Below are 15423 nucleotides of genomic sequence, written 5' to 3'. Positions count from 1 at the left end.
GGTCAGTCCTCGATTCCGACGACCAGGCCGCCGGAGTCGGTCATGGTCTGACGGGCGTGCAGGGTCTCGGGCGAGACGGGAGCCAGCTGGAGGACCGTGGAGTCCACGTGTGCGACCTCCATGGCGGGCAGGGCCTGGGCAACCAGCGCGTCCATCTGGGGGATACGGGCGATGGCAGGGGCAGGCATCCGCACCACGAGACCGCCGTCGGCAGTGCGACGGGGACCCAGCTCCCAGACGGTCTGGGCCGAGATGCCCAAGATGGCCGCCAACGGGTTGGCGAGGGAGGCGATGTCGCGCTCCATGGCCCGCAGTGCGCCCATGTTCTGGACGGCCACGACGGCAGTGACACCGAGGCCAAGGGCATAGCCGACAGCCACCGGCACATCGAGCAAGACACCCGCGAGCATGCCCAGCACCACGACGGCCCATGCCCACATGGGCATCCCCGCCAGCCTGACCACAGGGGCATCGACCAGCCAGCGACCCACTTGGGACGCCAGCATGTAGCCAATGGTCAGCGCCAGCATCCCGGCCAGCGGGCTCTGGCTGTCAGCAAAGGCCAGCCAGGCGGCGGCGTTGATGCCCAGCCCGGCGAGGAGGCCGAGCCCGGTCAGCGGCGAGCGCATGCCGTCGCTCGCGCGGTCCAGCGAGAGCCATGCACGGGAGGCGAGACCAGCGCCGGCGAGAGAGACGAGAATCATGGTCGTGCCCGCGTCAGTCATCGGGCCACCTCCTGGCACTCGGGCAGGGTGACACGGGTGCCGTCCTCGAAGACCACGACGGCCTCGGGGGCGAAGACCACTGGTGTTGCAGCATTGCGGTGCTCATCGAGGACGCGGCCGTTGGTGATGGCAACGGCCCCTGGGAAGACGGTGACGCTACGGCCACCGGGTTCGCAGTAGGCGCGAGCGCCCTTATGCCCGAGGTCAATGCGGGCTGGCAGAGCCACGGAGACACTCGGACTGGGCTTAGAGGGTGGACTGGGGGCTGTGCAGGCGGCGGTCCCCAGGATGGCGAGGGCGGCGGCGATGCGGATGCTGTTGGTGTTCATGCAAAGAGTCGCTGCATCCCCGGCGGAAACCCCTCATCACCCTCGGCACCACCACGGGCAGAGTTCTCGGCACGGCTCAGCAGACGCACGCGGGCGTGGGTGAGGTGCCAGATGGCCCAAGAATCCATGTCGTCGGGGTCCTCGGCGCTGGTCAGCCAGGTATCGCGCAGGCGGTGGAACGGCACCAGGTGGTCCACCTCAGCGTCGTCCCAGGTCAGGGGTTGACCGCTCAGGGCACTCAGGGGCAGCTCGGGCTCGGCATCGCGGAAGGCCGAGGCCTTGAACCCGGCCATCTGGCCGGCGATGGCCTCGCGCATCCTCTTGGTCCGCACCTCGACCTCGGTGGGCGGCCTGAGAATCGCGGACGTGGAGAACGGCTGGAGCCTGCCGTCGGGCAGCTCGGCGGCGTAGCAGAGGCTGCCACGACGACCGCGTGCGGCGTCGCCGGGCTTCCAGACGACGTGGAGCGGACGCCCGGCCAGTCGGGGAACGTGGAGCTGGAGCCATGGCTGGAACAGCTCGAACACGTGGGGGTCGGTCACAGGACCGACGCCCTGGGTCAGGCGGTATGAATCGAGGGTCTTGCGGGTTTGCGTCTTGGTCATGCAGCGGGTCGCTGCATCCCTCCCGAGAGTCCCTCACCGCAGCTGGACCGTCCCCGCTGGGGGTTCGGAGTCCTCGAACAGGGGAGCCTGCCGCAGGCCACCGGGGAACTCCCAGAACGCCCCCTGGAGCATCTGCTCCGCTTGGTCGAGAGTGGTCTGGTATCCCCGGAATTCGAGCCACCCCTGGAAAGTCCTTGCATGGTGCCGATTGCGGTTCTGCCGTGCGTTCTGGCTCCCGCCATTGAGCATCATGGCGTCGCGGACATAGGCGGCCACCAGCACGCGCTCCAAGGTTCGGGGCCCCAAGCCTTGTGGCTTGGGGCGGCGCTCCAGCATGGCTTCGGCTGACTCGGCGGGCACGGTCAGGCCGCGCTCCCGCAGCCAGCGGCGGAAACCCTCGGCACTGGTGCCGTAGGTGCTACGAGGCTGGTGGCGGAAGGCCTCGGCCAGCGCCTGGGTCAGAAGGTATTCGCTCATGCAACGGGTCGCTGCATCCTGGGGGAGAGACCCTCATCCCGGCATATACCTCGGATGCGCGGTGGCGCTGGGTGGTGTAACCACTGACCTGCCCGTTCCACATCTCCCGCCGCAGCTTCGGGGTCGCCGAGCAGCGACAGCGTGCTTCTGGCGGAGGTCAGCTGAACGACAAGGCTCAGATGAGCTTTGTCCCAGCTTGTCCCAGTTTTGTCCCAGTTTGGAGAGCAAAGTGGGACAAAGTTGAACTGTCAACCCACTACGGTAAAACACGCAGTCAGAGCCATATACATACATACATACATACAGTTACAAGTAGTAAATATGTATGTTTTGTCCCATTCGTCCCACTTTGGGGAACCATGCACACCTCCATACGCGCGCATGGAGCTGGCTGTCATGCACTAGCCAGCGCGCACGTTCCCATGGTGTGTGTATGCATGGTTCCCCAAAGTGGGACAAATGGGACAAAACGGGCAAAAGTCCTAGTCAGCGCGATTTCAACTAGGACAAAAAGTGGGACAAACTGGGTCAAAAGTGGGACAAGGAAGTGGGACAAACTCTCCGGGAGACCAAGTATGGCCATGGTGACTACAGCAGCAACAGTCCGGTAGTCGATGTGACTACCGGACTGTCTGTGAGTCCACGCTGGTCATGCGCGTTGGAACTGGCGGTTCTTCTGGGCGTTCTCATCTGGAGTCAGCAGCTGGAGCTGGGCCACACGGGCATGCCATGCAGCGAACTCGCCCGGCTGGTTCCTCATGCCGCCACCTCCGGCAGCTCGATGCCGAACACGCTGGCAGGCAGCGTGTAGCCCGCCATGCGTCCGCCCCAGATTTCCGGGAGGTACGGCTTGGGGCACCACTGGCTTCCAGTGCCACCGTACCGGGCGCGGATGTCTTCCGGCGTCAGGTTGCGCAGCACCTCGCGCAGCTGCTCCTGGGTCAGGAACTTCTCACAGGCAACCCGCGCTTGCGCCATGGTCATGCGGACCCACCGACCATCCTCCGAGAGGCTTCCGATGGCACTGCCGCTGGCCGTCCACTCCTGGCTATCGCGGCTGGTTCGCCACTTCCATCCGGCCTGCTCCATCATCTGGGTGCCGAGGTCCGGCGAGCAGATGAAGTGGGCGTTCTTCACCAGCGCAGCCATCACCATCTCGCGGAACTGGCTTTCCAGGCTGCTACCTTCCTGGTCAGCCTCGGCCTGCTGCACCAACCCCAGCATGGCGTCCTCGATGTCCAGAGCGGCAGTGTAGACGCCGTGCTCGCTCAGGAATTGCTTGAATGTCCGGATGCCGAGGATGGCCAGTGCCACTGGGCCGCTGGCTCGGGAGACTGGCCCAGTAATGACACCATCCACCCGTGCCTTGGTGCTTGCCGTCCAGCGCGCCAAGTCACCGCCGCACTCGCTCATGATTCGCTGGGCAAGCCACTGAATGTATGAGGCCTGGACAGCAGCGGCAGTCTCGCTCCATCGCGCGGGCCATGCGTCCGCGCGGGTTGCTTGTGACTTACCGTCAACGCTCAGTGGCTGCTCGTCCAGCCCAACCACTGGCACGGGTGTCCAGTCCACCTCACCGCGCTCCAATGTTCCCAGCTGGAAGCACTTGGACGCCATGGAGCCATCCACAATGGCAAGCTCACCAGTGGCCACGGCACAGCCATGAATTTCACCAACGCGGGCACGCAGGCCGCCGTGGGCATTAGCTCGTGATGCCTCAGTGCCACCATGAAGAGCGCCGATGGCCGTATACAGAGCCTGGGTGCGCTCCTCCAACTTCCTCGCTGAGATGCCATCCGAGCGCTTGAAGTCGTCCATCGACCAGCAGGTGTCTTGATAGTTCTTGGCGTGGTTGGCGATGGCCGTTGGGCTGGCGTCCTTCAGGTCGTGGTCCGGGCGGGTGGTGCCCGTGGTCCACGGCTGGGCCAAGGCCATCAGCCGAGACTTCCCGCTGTCCTTGCGACCGCGCAGGTAGGCGACGGTCCCAGTCTCGGGCCTCAGCGGAGCAGCCCAAACCATGGACAGGAAGCCGCCAATGATTTCTGGACGGCTGGGATGGACCTCGAATGCCTCGCGCAGCATCTGGTCCACGCGGGCAAAGTCCTGCTCGTTGGCCAACCGCTTCAGCCCGCTACGATGGGCTGGAATGCCATGCTCATCAGCAGCACGGCACTCGAAGTCGATGCCGTCGGTGGTAATGGAGCCATTGGGCGTGACATACCGAAGCTGCCCGCGCTCCGGGTCCCAGTCCCATCCCACCACGCCGTAGCGGACACGCTGGGACTGCTCGTCCAGCCCGGCGTTCAGCATGAACGACTCCAGCGCCTGCTGGTCGGGAACACCAGCAGGCAGGATGCCTCCGATGTTTGCCAGCGTCAACAGCTTGCGGACATTCAGACTGTCAGCCGGGCTCATTCCCGTAAGAGTCTTGGTGCGGAACCCCGAACCAGCGGGGACGCTGATGAAGACGCTGTAAGCGGCATCGACCGGGGTGCCACCAGTGGGCCGGCGCACGACCATCTCGCGGGTACGGACCAGCACGGCGTTGGTGAGCTTGCGCCAGGTGACCTTCGGCTCCGAGTCCTCCTCGGAGCGCACCACCTTGCGGATGTAGATGCCATGGGCATCTCCGCCAGTGACCACGCGATACTGCCGGTCCAGAACGTGGTGGCGAGTGACGGCATGCGGCTGGATGTCCTCCAGCAGCGATGGCTTCTTGTTCTCGCTGGTGACCAGCTGGGCCTCGGCCTCGGATGCCGCAGGAACCACGTCATGCTCGACAGCGTGGGCTGTTGCTGCCAGTGCGGAGAGGCACTGCCAGTTCTCCTGCTGCCAAGTTGGGAGGTCATCATCATCCATCAGCGGCACCACTGCTCGCTGGATGGTCTCCAGAGCTGCCATGGGTTCCATGGCAGCAAGCCATTCCCATACCGGCTGTGCCTTGGCGTAGGAGGTGGCCATGACCACCTCGCGCAGGAGGTCAGCGCTGGTGCGCCGGGCATTGGGCTGCTGAATGAGACCGAGTGCGGCCTGGGCCGTCTGGGAGAAGATGCTCACGCGGTAGCCGTTGGCTTCGTCCCATGTGCCATGGGCGGACTTATCGCTGCCTGCTCCGGCCATGTGCCACTCGGGCTCACCGTCCTTCTCCCATCCATCCGCGTCCACGCTCAGGAAGTGGCCGTCAACCACCGCATCCAGTACTGCCAGAGCTGGCAGCTGGCGTGCGAGGTGCAGTTCGGCCTCAGTGGCTGGCACCTCGCGGTCACATGCCACCGCGTCTCCGCTGGGTGTGTTGGTAGTGGTCTTGCGGGTGCGAGGCTTGCCTCCATCGGGCAGAGCTGGCAGGACGCCGTCCAGCTGCTCCACGGTCAGGATGGAGCCAGCATTCACGTGCCCACCGACGAGGTAGGCACGCTCGGGCTTGGTGAGTCCAGAACCATCCACGGACTTCTTGACCCGGTACTGGCCTGGGCAGCGCAGCATGCGCGCTGCATCGCCCATGACACCCAAGTCGAATGCGCAACCGACCTCGGTGGCGATGGTTGCCCACATCGCCTTGAACCGCTGGGGGATGGGGTTGTCAATGGGGAGGACGCGGTCGAGCTTCCACCACATCTGGATGCCTTCGCTGCTGGTGCGGACCATCGCGGTCGGCTTGCCCAGGAATTCCTCGGCCTTGGAGACCATGATGGCCACCTGGGCAACAGTCGGAAGCCCAGCCGACTTGTGGCCGGCAGCAGCCCCGCCATCCTTGGGGAGGTGGTCGATATCGACCACCAGCGCTGTCCAGCCGGTGAAGTCACTGGCCTTGCCACGGCCAATAGCTGGCCGGTCGCCCAGGATTTGGGAGCTGACCCATCCGGTGACGGTTGGGGATGTGGCCTCAATGGCAGCCCGCGCGATGGCGCGGGCATCCGAGACTGGTGCAAAGCCAGCAGAACGGAACCGGCCACCTCCAGAGATGTCGGCGGTGGCAATGTTCACGACAGCCGAGCTGGGCACCAGCACTGCCCAGTCGGAGTAGAAGGTCTGGCAGAACTCGATGCCCTGAGCGAGATACTCGGCATCTGTGAACATCTTCATCTTGGTCATGCCAGGACTCGCTGCATCTCGCGCAGGAGTCCCTCGCGCATGGCACTGGGTCAGGCCGCCACCCGAGCGGCCACGGCACGCCGAACGACGGCAATGCGGCGCTCGGCGGTCTTGATGCCCAACCCCAGCTCCTGGGCAGCATCCACGAGCTTCCAACCCTGAGCCACCATGCAGTAGAGGCTCACCCCCTGAGGGTCCAGACCGTCCAAAACTTCGTGGATGATGGCACGCTGCCCCATCCGCTCGACCCAGCCGTCGGCCTCGGACTCCACCGCCCGGGTATCCATCTGTGGGTCATAGCTGACCTGCGACGCGCTCAGCTCGGTGAACCGCGCGCGGTCCAGCACAGACTGCTTGTCATTCTGCTTCCAGTGCTCCACGCGATGGGCGTCGATGGCCAGCCATGCGCTCGCCTCCGAGAGCCCCGTAGCCAGGAGGTCATCGAGCATCCCCCGGGTGCGGTTGAGCTGGGCCATCTCGTGCGAGTTCACGCGGCCCTCGAACTGGCCAGCGCCAGCGCCTGAGGAGGTCTTGCACATGCCCCAGATGAGCGCGCCAGCGTCATCATCATCAGGCCCGCACTGGATGAGCCCACGGGCCATCTTGGACTGGAGGTCTGACCAGACCTGTGCAGCGCACTCGGCCACTAGGTCATCGAAGTCTTCGGACCAGCCATAGCGCTTGGCCACAGCCTTGCGGGCTCGGTCCAGGATGAGTGCGCCCCACAGGGCGCTGCTGTCGTTCTGAGAGTTGTCGTGTGCGAGGAGCACCGTGGACACCAGGCGGGCGATGACTCCGCTGGTATGCCGACGCCCCCATCACGGGGGCTTGCGGGAGAGGTCTTTTCCGCTCGGCAATCGCGCCGCCGGGTTCCACCCCGGCCTACGTGTGTCCTGGCTCCTCGCGGCTGGTTCGCCTGGTGCCTGCTCCCCCTGGCATCAATGCCTCGGGGGCTCAATTTCGCTGTCGGGCTCTCGCCTGCCGTCTGGCCGCCCTGCTCATCGCGTTCTCCGGTGCCTCTGGGATTAGCCGGAGCTCCCAGGCCCTCGTGATTCGGCGGGCCCGCTACTGCTTGGTGATTGCCCTGACCGCTGGCGGTGGTCTCAGGTTCTCGCCTTGTACCATTAGAACGTACAGGCGGAGTCCTGAATAGACCTCAATCCCTCAAATTCAGGTGTGAGATTTATCACATTTTCTCGGTTGGTTAGTGCTGACTCCAGCACACCGCGAGCCTGACCATGGAGGCTATGAAAACTCTCCTACTCAACACCGCAAAGCGTGTGCTGGTGTATCTGCTGTCCCTCATCAACCAGCGCTGTCAGGTCCGCCAGCAGCATCAGGCAGCACAGCAGCAGGTAGCGCTGGCGTTCATCCAGGAGGCAGACCGCACGCTGTCCAAGCTCTCGGCGACAAAGGACCCCTGGGGTGCCATGGGAGACCTGTTCGCCGCGTCCAGTGCTGTAGAACTCATATGCCCACCCTCGGTCGGGACAGCCGCGCGAACATTCACCTCGTCACTCGTGGATGCACTGGCAACTGGCACGGTGCCAGACGCATGGGACGGCGCGCGCGAGCGATTCATCCGAGAGGCGCAACCACTCTTCACTACTGTGCAACCACAGGTGCTTGGATAGGCACCATGGGTCATGGTCTAGCCGAAGCAGGCAGGCTCCTGCTGCAAGCCGGGATAGTTGGCTGCGTCTTCTCGCTGCTCACGCTGCTGTTCAGCAATCGCCACTCACTCCACATGGCACAGCAGGCTGCCCAGAGCGCATTGGAGTCGGAGCAGGCACGGGCACGCATCGCGGCAGCAGAACATAGATACGAAGACCGACGAGACGCAGTCAGCCAATTCTTGGATGCCGCAGACAAGGAAGTGGATGCCGTCTACAAGTTCTGGTACGACCACGACGATGCACTTGACCCCGGGGACATCCATGAGGACTACCGCTTCACCGACCTCGTGCGAGCCATGGGCAGAGTCGAACTGTTGGCAACCGCCGATGTGGCCCAGGCCGCCCGTGCGTTGACCTCAGCAACGCAGGCGCTGTTCGTCGGCAAGAAGAACCCCGACGAGTGGGAGCACGAGCGGGACCGCTTCCTTGTGGCAGCGAACCACATGTTGAGTTCGCCCGACGGCGTCCTCGCGTCAGACCAGCCCAAGGCCATCGAGTCGGCCGCAGCTGCCCAAGACCGGCAGCGCACATAGGGGCCCCGCAGGACCACCCTTCCAAATCAGCAGAAATGTCCGCCCTCACGCAGCGGCCATGAGTGCGCCTTCGAGCCCCACTCCATCCAGAACCATCGAACTGAGGCCAGCCAGGCACTCCCTATCGAGTCGGTCGATGAGGGGCCGGACCCGAACGCCTCGGGCCATCAGGGCTGCAAGTTGCCGGGCATCCGCGTGGGGGTCCGTGGTGATGGCCCACTCCCGAGCGAGGGCATCCCCGACCGCATCAGCATCCATCTGGCCCTTGCTTCTAACCTCGCCCCAGTACCCGCCCAAGAGGAGTGTGACCTGGTCCTCCAGCGTCCAACCATCCGGCAGCGCCATCACCGTGCTGGCGCTTTGCACGCCGGGCACCCGGCCACGGAATCCATGGAAGGTGGCTCCCCGCGATGCACCTGCCAGGACGTGGCCGACTTCATGCCAGCGGGCGACCTCGGGCAGCTGGGCCGCATCCTGGAGCAGCTCGGTCATGCCGCGCCATCCCCCAGCAGCGAGTCCAGCAGGTCATCGAACAGGGACCCGAACAACCCCTCGAACAGGCTGGGGTCACACACGCGGCAGGCCCAAAGCATCTCAGCATCTCGCTCAATACTGGCCTGACCTGCGACGGTCTCGATGACCTCGCGGGTAGCGGACTGGGGTCGCTGCACCAGCCGCAACCTGACCTCGCGGTCGGCGTCGCGGGCCAGCACCAGTGCCGCACTCGCGGGGAGCTGGGGTGCACTCGCAGCAATGCGTCGGACCCTTGGCGAGGGGTCCTGTGCAGCGATGGTCAGCAGCTCCGGCGCTGCCTTCTGGATGCGTCGCACGGTGGCCACGCGCTCGTTCACCGTGCCCTTGGTCATCAGTTCCTCCCCGGTCAGATGGCCGCGTTCCCAGAGTTGGATGCGCGCACCAGCACTCACGCCCGACAGGCCCGATACGGAGGCACGCTGGAGCACATCCACGGGGGCATCCTCAGTCAGCATGCGGGCAGCGGCCAGTTCATCCCCACGGCGCATCAGTTCATCGAAAGCATCGCGGAGCACCTCGGGGTTCCCGTTGTGCTGCGCATGCAGCAGGACCTCGCGCGGAGTGCCATGCGGCCACTCGGCGCTCAGCATGGCCGCGCGGAGTTGGGCGGCAGCGCGCACGGCAGGACTGGCATCCTCGGTGGCGACCTCGGGCTCAACCTCGCCGTCCTCCACGAGCCGAAGACGGTGCTCGACGCCGCCCAGGAGATAGGTCGCTGGGACGCGCTCGGTGCTCACACCAGCAGCCGCCAACCGGGCTGCACGTCGTCGTGCAGAGCGCCCTGCGCTGGTGCAGCAGGAGTGCTGGCACGCTTCATGGGACCCGCACATCAGTGGGCATCCTTCCGAGCAATCCATGCGACGCCAGCCTCCACATGGGCGACCATCCGGGGGTCCACCTGGGGTGCATCACCGAGCACGGTGACGACGACCAAGGGGACAACAGCCAAGCGCCGAGCGCGCTCCTTCTCGGCATCCTCGACGCCGGTCACAGGCGACTTCTCGGCCCATGCAGTGGCGAGCCATTGGACCCACGCACGCTCGGGTGCAGTCTCGACCTTCGCAAGCTTGCGGAGCATCGAGCGTCGGACTTCAGCAGCGCCATCCGGCTCCGCCCGCATTGCCGCGAGGACGCCGGAGAACCATGCATCCAAGGCGCGCTTGCGCTTCGGCGCGGCAGGCACCAGGGCGCGCAGACGGCCGACCTCGTCAGCCTCCGCAAGGCGTGCCCGCTTGCGTTCTTCTCGGGCCTTCTCGGCATCAGCCCGGGCCGCAGCGGCACCAGTCTCCTGGGCCACGCGGTCGGCCCAGTCGCGCATGGTCTCGGGGTGAAGCATGGGCCAATCCCACTCCTCCAGGACCGCCTTCGCCTTGCTGTAGGCCGCGCGGGATTGGAGCGTTGTGTGGGTGGCCACTTCGAGCGCGCAGACCCAGACAGTGGGACTCCAGCTATCCCAGACGGGGTGTTCGGCCAGCATGATGAGCTGGGCCACGATGTTGTCTGGACGGCGCTCCACCAGTGCGTCCACGGCGTCGATGGCCCAGGGTGTCCAGCGCATGGAACCGTGGCACCTACCGGGCTTGATGGCCGGCGGACGGGCCTTGCCGCGACGGTCGATGGTGAGCCAGCCCAGCTCCTCGGCGCGCGCCATGGAGGGGCGTGCGGACCTGACGCCGGTGAGCAGCGCCAGCGTGGGTTCGGACGCCATCAGACTGCGCCAGTCAGCGCCGTCGGGGCGGTCGAGCATGCGAGCACACACGACGGCCTGGAGCCGTCGGGCCTGCGCAACACCCCGACCTTGGGGACGGTCATCGAGCGCGTGGGCCACCGCGCGGCGTGCGGTTTGCAGACGGCGCTCAGGGGCGGGACCGGTGGCGAGAGAACCCCGAGAACGGCTCCAGATACGGGGCCACTGGGGTTCCAGCGACGAGCACTCGGGACGAGCAGCGCAGAGGATGTTCCATGCCATCCGAGAGGTCTTTCCCTGCACGCAGGCAGCGGTCGCCACAGCATAGGCAGCCTCAACCGGGGTGCCCTGCGCGTACGATGCCAACGTTTCCATAACACCTACTATACACCATAGAGTGACGTATTCTAATCTATGGTGTATAGGGCGTTGTTTCATGGATTGCGGTGCATTCGTGACGCCTGGTGCACCCCGAGCGAGCAACGCCGATGCTGGGCGAACACCTGCGTCGAGTGCAGCGAAGACCACAGAGGGTGGCTGGCCATGTGCATCAGTGGTGACAGGCCAGAGGGCATGAGTGGTGGGCATCCCATGCGGCGTCGGTCAGGAGAGCGGTTCACGGGGCGAGTCGAGCAAGCCGGGGGTCTATTCGGAATTCATACTCACTCCCCTGACTCACCCACACTCCCTCAGCTCGCTTCGCTCGTTCATCGTGCGGTTCATCGGCCGTTCGTGGTGCTGGTCTAGCTCGTCTCAATGGCGTCGATGTCCGCCAACAGCATCGCCTTGGCCTCGTCCATCCCAAGCTCCAACTCCGTCGCCACCAAAGCAGCTCGGTACAACGTGGGCCAGTCCAAGCCACGCTGTTGGCGCAACTGCCAGGCCAGCAACTGAACGCTCCAGTACCACGCGTTCACCCCGCTGGTCTTGGTCCAGTAGTCGCGCATGTGACGGCATTCCTCGACGGCGAACATCGCCTGTTCGAGGCCGCAGAAGGGCGCGGCAGCCAGGATGGCATCGCGCGTGCTCAGGCCCACCGGCAGTGCGCATAGTTGGATGTCCAGGTCAGCGTCATCAGCATCCTCGCCGCCAAAATCGGTGCGTTCCAGGCCGTAGCGATACCACTGCCAGTCGCCCCCTCCACCATCGGTCTTGGCTATCCACGCGCCGACTCCAAGCTGGGGGTCAGACAGACCGTAGGTGCTCATAACCGCGCCACTGGGTAGCGCAACGGCGACGCCAGGTTCGGTGATGCCGGCTGCCACCAGTCCCCAGGAGAAAGTGCCCAGCACCCGCGCGAACACGGGGTCGGGAAGACCGCCCAGACGCGACATCGCGCACCCCAGTTGATGTCGCGACAGCAGCGGTTCACAGAGCGACTGGGCCACCGTCACCATGGCATCGCGCGCACTCGGTCGGGGTGCGCCGGACCAGGCCATCACAGGCGCACCAGCTCGACGGTGCGTGTACAGACAAGGTCATCCAGACGCCGTGCATCGAACCACGATGCAAGCTTCGCCAGACGCTCATCGAGCGTCTGTTCCTGCACCCAATCGACAACCTCAGGAAGGCGTCGCGGGTGCTCCAGGACGGGCACCTCAACATCGAGGTCAGCGCGCGCGAGGTAGGTCACGGTGAGCAGCGAACCCCAGACCACGGCGAGCCTTTGGGGGTCTGCCTTCTCCGCCCACGCGAGCAGTTCCCGTGTCCGCTCGGTGATGCCTTGACCGGCGACCAGCTCCGTGTCCAGACGGTGTGCAGCACGCTCGATGGCGGGGAAGCCGACGGCGTCCGCAATGGTGCCAGCGCCGAGCAGACCGCAGAGCCTGGCGCACTCCGCGACAGCATCATCGAAGGTCCATCCGCGCTCCTCCACGATGTCACCCACGGTGGCCAGCGAGACCTGCTGGACGACAACAGCGAAGGTGTGCGAGGCGCGCTCGGGGGAAGCCTTCTGGAACGCCAGCAGGGCCGGACGCGCGGCATCGAGGTCGCCGTAGTACCAGGACTCAATGGCAGCGTCGAAACCGTCAGGCAGGTGGTCAGTCAGCTCCATGGCGCGGCGCAGCAAGTCACCATCCCGCATCACCAGACCGACGCGGTCTGGCACCGACAAGTCTGCGTCTTCACCCAGCAGGCTGCGCCAGGAGGCGCGCGCGGTGGCCGGTTCCCGACGCTCCAACTCGATGAAATCTTCGACCGCCTGGCGACCGACTCCTAGCAGCATGAGGTCGGTGGCATCGGTCAGCGAGCGCGCGTTCGTCATGCCCCTACAGTGTCGTGGTCTGATGCGCGCATCCGAGCATCAGGAACTGGTTATCGCCAGCCATCCAGAGTGCTGGCGAATCTCCGAAAATGCCCAAGCAGTGGGCGACCTCAGGGCTGTGCAGCTCAACCCCTCCATGGAGCACAACGGGAACAGGACGACAAGGAGCAAGAAGGGCAGGACAGGGTTGAGCTGCTCCGGTGCCGCAGAGGCACGGCGTGATGGTCCGCTGGCGCTGGATGTCGCTCGTGGCCGCCGATGGCCGAGTACAGCTCCGGGACCGTATGGCCGAGGGCGTGGGTGCAGTCGCCGTGCGATGGCTGGAGGGACCACGCGGACGCGATAGGGACAGGGCCAATTGGCGGTGTCCGGAGGTGTAGGCAGTCAGGTGATGAAGCACGCCAGGGCGCGCAACGCAGTTTGAGGTCGAACGCGATGACGTGGGGTGCCACCGAGCAGCCGGGCGGGTGCGAAAACGAGATACCCAAGAACGGATGGACGAAGACGCGGGACGTGCCAAGCAAGGCAGAGCGAGAACGCAGAAGACGAGAAGATGGGGAGTGCAAAGTCCTCCCAGAGGTGGTCGTGCAGAGAGCGTTCCGAGGGTGCAGGACGGCACGTCCCGACCGTGCCGGACTGAAACGCCAGAGGCGACGAAGGAGCCTCTCTTAGTTGAGCCTTTGCTGCCCAGCACCGGCACTATCCAGGGCTCAGCTATCGCTGACGGAGGGAACCCACTGACTGGCTGGCGCGTTCAGTCGGTGCTGGAATCAGTAGCCTGTTTCCAGCTCCGCCGACGCTCGACGGACGAGGCAGCAAGGAGGCGGGGGTCATGTCGTCTGAAGAGGTTCGCGTCGGAGAAACCAACCTCGGAAACCTCCCAATGGTTTGGAAGTCGCTGGACCTGCTGTACCGCCAGGTTGATGAAGCGAACAGCGCCCACCGACGGGGGAACCTCCTATCCGAGCGGCGATTCGATGAGGCCACGGCGACCGGCCGCCGGACGTACATCACGGCCCGCAGCTTCATGGCCGCAGCCCGCGACTCCAACCGCGCGCTCGTCAAGATGCTCCAGATGGATGGCATCAGACCCTTCGCCACTTGGTCGGCCATCCGCCCGGCCTTCGAGTGTGCCTTCTACGCCGCCTGGATGCTCGAACCTGACCTCGGCCACTCACGCATGAAGCGCGGCCTCTGCATCGCCATCAACGAGCACAAGTCGCATGCACAACGGCGCAAGTTGCAGAAGGAGATTGCACTGGCGTGGGGCGACGTACCTGCCGACCATCCAGACCTCGTACGGGTCGCGGAAATCAACCGGGAACACGAGGCCTTGTACACCGCCGAGGCCAATGCTCTGGGCCTGACCTACCAGAAAGCGGGCGCCAAGGTGAACATCGTCGATGAGCTGCCGAAAATGTCATTCGGGGACATCACCGACCCCTGGGTTCCGAAGTGGATGACGCTCGTCTGGCGGGAACTGTCAGCGGCCACGCACGGGGACCAGGGCGCGATTGTGGGCCTGTCCGACAGGCAGCAGTCGTTCGAGATTCCCGGCGGGCAGCATGTTCTTCTCAGCCCCAACGACGACAGCCTGATGGGGGCGATGTACGCCTCCGTGGGCATGCAACGACGTGCGATGGAGTTGTTCATCGAGCGCAGTTCACCCTTCCCGAAGCAGTCTTGAAACGATAGCTCCTAGGCAAGGTCATTCCTTGTCATCTTGTTCACCGGAGGCAGGCAATAGCTTTGCCAATCTCGTCTCGGCCAGCTTGGTGTAGTAAGCATCGCGGTCGCGCCAGTCGCACCAGTCAGGGTGTAGTGCGGGGAGGTTTCGCACCTGGGTCCTCAGCGCGTCGCTGAGGGCAGCCAGACCAAGGTCGGCTTGAGCGCACTCAACATAGAGGCCCCGTCGCTTGTCCACGTCTGTCTGTTCCTGCTGACTTGCGCGAGCCCAATTCGGGATGAAGAAACCTCGCTCGCGTTGCAACTGGTAGATGGCCCCTTCAACGTTGAACTGCTGCATCACAGCAGCGACGTAGCCGCTCGCAGCATCAACGGTCGTGGGACTCGCCAGCAGACGCAACTTCGCCACTTCATTGAAGAGGTAGTTCTCGGTCTCCCACGAGGCCAGCTCGACATAGTCCGGGCCTTCCTCATCGTTGGCTGCCCGCATCTTCCGCTCGACAGCCTCCAAGAACTCGCTATGCCGTTGGAACAGGTGCTCCCGAGTCGCCGCTTGGGCCGCATGCCGCCCCTGGGCCTCCAACTGGCGTTCAGCCGTGCTGGCTTGGACCTTGGAGTTCCACATGGTGTTCACCAGCGAGATAACGCCACCAACAGCTGTGCCGACGAGACCAGCAATGACTGCATCCATGCGATGAGGATACCGAGACCGAACCTCCCGAACGGTCAAGATACTGGACATGCAAACCGCCGAGACGCACCACCGCACGTGGAAGAATCTATGGGCCCCGACTACGGCCCTCGCCACCTTCG

The 15423-nt window shown here is 64.9% G+C and carries 15 protein-coding genes; 3 read left to right on the top strand and 12 right to left on the bottom strand.

The features are described from left to right. Nucleotides 1–2: 2 nt before the first annotated feature. The 6 genes from EDD41_RS13455 to EDD41_RS13430 all read right to left on the bottom strand — a co-directional run bounded on the left by EDD41_RS13455 (nt 3) and on the right by EDD41_RS13430 (nt 6998). On the bottom strand, nt 3–725 hold the full coding sequence (locus tag EDD41_RS13455; RefSeq protein ID WP_123576261.1) for a hypothetical protein: 723 nt from the start codon (nt 723–725) through the stop codon (nt 3–5). Beyond that, nucleotides 722–1054, bottom strand: a complete 333-nt coding sequence (locus EDD41_RS13450; RefSeq protein ID WP_123576260.1) for a hypothetical protein — start codon at nt 1052–1054, stop codon at nt 722–724. Before EDD41_RS13450 ends, EDD41_RS13455 begins: the two co-directional genes overlap by 4 nt. After that, complete coding sequence (locus EDD41_RS13445; RefSeq protein ID WP_123576259.1) at nt 1051–1659, bottom strand: hypothetical protein; 609 nt, start codon at nt 1657–1659, stop codon at nt 1051–1053. The genes EDD41_RS13450 and EDD41_RS13445 overlap by 4 nt, the downstream gene beginning before the upstream one ends. 33 nt (nt 1660–1692) lie before the next feature. Next, the gene (locus tag EDD41_RS13440) at nt 1693–2136 is read right to left on the bottom strand and encodes a hypothetical protein (RefSeq protein ID WP_123576258.1); all 444 of its coding nucleotides are present in this window, start codon (nt 2134–2136) and stop codon (nt 1693–1695) included. A 756-nt stretch (nt 2137–2892) separates the two neighbouring features. Further along, complete coding sequence (locus EDD41_RS13435; RefSeq protein WP_123576257.1) at nt 2893–6228, bottom strand: hypothetical protein; 3336 nt, start codon at nt 6226–6228, stop codon at nt 2893–2895. A 50-nt stretch (nt 6229–6278) separates the two neighbouring features. Next, nucleotides 6279–6998, bottom strand: a complete 720-nt coding sequence (locus tag EDD41_RS13430) for a hypothetical protein (RefSeq protein ID WP_123576256.1) — start codon at nt 6996–6998, stop codon at nt 6279–6281. A gap of 516 nt (nt 6999–7514) precedes the next feature. On the opposite strand from EDD41_RS13430, the gene EDD41_RS13425 reads away from it, so the two are divergent. Next, on the top strand, nt 7515–7862 hold the full coding sequence (locus tag EDD41_RS13425) for a hypothetical protein (protein ID WP_148060575.1): 348 nt from the start codon (nt 7515–7517) through the stop codon (nt 7860–7862). Between the two features lie 221 nt (nt 7863–8083). Next, nucleotides 8084–8437, top strand: coding sequence for a hypothetical protein (locus tag EDD41_RS16630; RefSeq protein ID WP_148060574.1), 354 nt, complete (start codon nt 8084–8086; stop codon nt 8435–8437). A gap of 45 nt (nt 8438–8482) precedes the next feature. Here EDD41_RS16630 and EDD41_RS13415 read toward each other — a convergent pair whose 3' ends face one another. From EDD41_RS13415 to EDD41_RS13395, 5 genes are all read right to left on the bottom strand, one after another. Further along, nucleotides 8483–8929: a hypothetical protein gene (locus EDD41_RS13415; protein ID WP_123576253.1), complete on the bottom strand. Its 447-nt coding sequence runs from the start codon at nt 8927–8929 to the stop codon at nt 8483–8485. Continuing rightward, complete coding sequence (locus tag EDD41_RS13410; protein ID WP_123576252.1) at nt 8926–9708, bottom strand: hypothetical protein; 783 nt, start codon at nt 9706–9708, stop codon at nt 8926–8928. Before EDD41_RS13410 ends, EDD41_RS13415 begins: the two co-directional genes overlap by 4 nt. 92 nt (nt 9709–9800) lie before the next feature. Continuing rightward, nucleotides 9801–10718: a hypothetical protein gene (locus EDD41_RS13405; RefSeq protein ID WP_123576251.1), complete on the bottom strand. Its 918-nt coding sequence runs from the start codon at nt 10716–10718 to the stop codon at nt 9801–9803. 683 nt (nt 10719–11401) lie between these two features. Continuing rightward, nucleotides 11402–12046, bottom strand: coding sequence for a hypothetical protein (locus tag EDD41_RS13400; protein WP_148060573.1), 645 nt, complete (start codon nt 12044–12046; stop codon nt 11402–11404). Nucleotides 12047–12096: 50 nt separating this feature from the next. Beyond that, nucleotides 12097–12924, bottom strand: coding sequence for a hypothetical protein (locus EDD41_RS13395; protein ID WP_123576249.1), 828 nt, complete (start codon nt 12922–12924; stop codon nt 12097–12099). Between the two features lie 832 nt (nt 12925–13756). Here EDD41_RS13395 and EDD41_RS13390 point away from each other — a divergent pair. Next, nucleotides 13757–14611, top strand: a complete 855-nt coding sequence (locus EDD41_RS13390; protein ID WP_148060572.1) for a hypothetical protein — start codon at nt 13757–13759, stop codon at nt 14609–14611. 21 nt (nt 14612–14632) lie between these two features. On the opposite strand, the gene EDD41_RS13385 is transcribed toward EDD41_RS13390, so the two are convergent. After that, a complete protein-coding gene (locus EDD41_RS13385) occupies nt 14633–15301 on the bottom strand; it encodes a hypothetical protein (RefSeq protein ID WP_123576247.1) in 669 nt (222 codons plus the stop codon). Nucleotides 15302–15423: the final 122 nt, after the last annotated feature.

This window comes from Luteococcus japonicus (assembly GCF_003752415.1).
Classification (GTDB): Bacteria; Actinomycetota; Actinomycetes; order Propionibacteriales; family Propionibacteriaceae; genus Luteococcus; species Luteococcus japonicus.
Note: the sequence above shows the minus strand (reverse complement) of the source record. Positions and strands in the feature narration are given on the sequence as shown.